2 protein-coding genes are annotated in these 1,480 nt (G+C 71.4%); both read left to right on the top strand.

Annotation, left to right across the window (positions count from 1 at the left end; translation table 11 throughout):
* The first annotated feature begins 344 nt into the window (after window positions 1–344).
* Window positions 345–842 (top strand): hypothetical protein, encoded by a 498-nt coding sequence (locus E1264_RS44975; RefSeq protein ID WP_207937028.1) that lies wholly within the window; start codon window positions 345–347, stop codon window positions 840–842.
* A gap of 158 nt (window positions 843–1,000) precedes the next feature.
* Complete coding sequence (locus E1264_RS42535; RefSeq protein ID WP_132183236.1) at window positions 1,001–1,186, top strand: DUF5999 family protein; 186 nt, start codon at window positions 1,001–1,003, stop codon at window positions 1,184–1,186.
* The last annotated feature ends 294 nt before the right edge of the window (window positions 1,187–1,480 follow it).

Genomic DNA, 1,480 nt, shown 5'->3' with positions numbered 1-1,480 from the left:
CCCCGCCCCTGCGGAAAACCACACCCCCGGGGGCCGCTCACCGCCCCTGGCGCCCGGGCGAACCCCTACTCGGGCACCGGTGCCAACCCGCGGGATTCAGCGGAGAGTGAAACCCTCCCCAGCCGCGGCCCGGGGAGGGAGAGGCTCGGCGCGCTGGTTCTCGCAGGCCGCACGGGTTCTGGACGCAGGGTGCGCCCGGTTTCGGACAGCACCCCCGCCACCACCCCTGTAAAGAATCTTTTTGATCGACTTTTCAGTAAAGAACCTTTCTTGTAGCGTTCGCAGGGTTTTGTGAAGTGAATTCATGATCAAATCTCCCCCCGCCCGACCATAAGGAAGCCGCGATGCCCTTGGCCACCGGCCTGGCCGCGGCCGCGCTCCTCGGCCTCCTGACGCTCCTGGCCACGGCGCGGCACGGCAGGCGCCGACACAGCTCGGCGAACGAGCACCCCGAGTCGCTGACGGCCGTGCTCGGCCCCGGCGACGAGGAGTACCTGGCGTGGCTCGCCGATCACCACTGGCCGGGCGACGAGTACCTCGACCTCGAACACGAGTGGATGGGCGAGCTGGACTCCGGCGGCTCGGCCGGACCCTACGAGTCGCCGCTGTGCCCCCGCTGCGACCTGCGGTGCGAGGACGTGTGGCCGTGCCCGACGTGCGGGCGGGTGCTGCACTCGTCCTGCGGCCACGGGATGCGCCGCCGGAGGGTCGACCGCCCGTACCGCACCCACGGGACCAACCCGGAGGCGGTCATAGCGGAGTGGATCTGCACGGGCTGCGCCTCGGTCGTCGGCCTGGACGTCGACCACGGCGGTGATACCGACGAGGGCCTCTTGCGCTGAAACGCCCCAGACTGCCCCTCTTGTCCGGGTTCACACGTCTTTGACGGTAAAGAATCCGTCATCGACTTGCATATTTCGGACGCGCGACGGCAGGCTGCATCTATGTCCTTAATCACAGGGACACCGTGGAGGACACTGTGACCGCACAACACGACTCGATCTGCCGGCACGAGCCGCGCTGCCCGACGCCGGACGCCCTCGACCGCGAGGCCGCCCGCACCGTCGCCAGCCACCCGGAGCAAGGGTGGAGCCTGCTCTGCAACGGCATCGTCATCTTCGACGACACGGGCGAACTGCTGCCCGACGGCCGCGTGATCGCTCCACACCGCCCCACCGCCGCCTGATCTCCGCGCGGCCCGCTCGCCGCGCCCGCTCGCCGCGCCCGCCGCGCCCGGCCGCTGCTGTCCGCCTACCCGCGGCCCGCGCGAACCGCCCGGCGCCGAGGGCTACTTGATCACATGCCGCCTGCGGCGGCCGAGCCGCGCCCGCTCCTCATCCTCCGCCCGGACGGCGTCGGCACCTGCACGCCCCCGCTCCCCCGTGGACGACCATGCGCCGCCGGTCGCCCGCCGTCAGCCCGACGAGCCGCCACTCGCCCTCCCCGGCGAACGCCCCGGGCATAGAGGCGCCCCCGGAAC

This window comes from Actinomadura sp. KC216, assembly GCF_004348535.1.
Taxonomy (GTDB): domain Bacteria; phylum Actinomycetota; class Actinomycetes; order Streptosporangiales; family Streptosporangiaceae; genus Spirillospora.
Note: the sequence above shows the minus strand (reverse complement) of the source record. Positions and strands in the feature narration are given on the sequence as shown.

What these genes read in the sequence shown, in the direction of transcription:
- E1264_RS44975 (WP_207937028.1), top strand. Translation starts at nt 345, where the DNA reads ATGCCCTTGGCCACCGGCCTGGCCGCGGCCGCGCTCCTCGGCCTCCTG.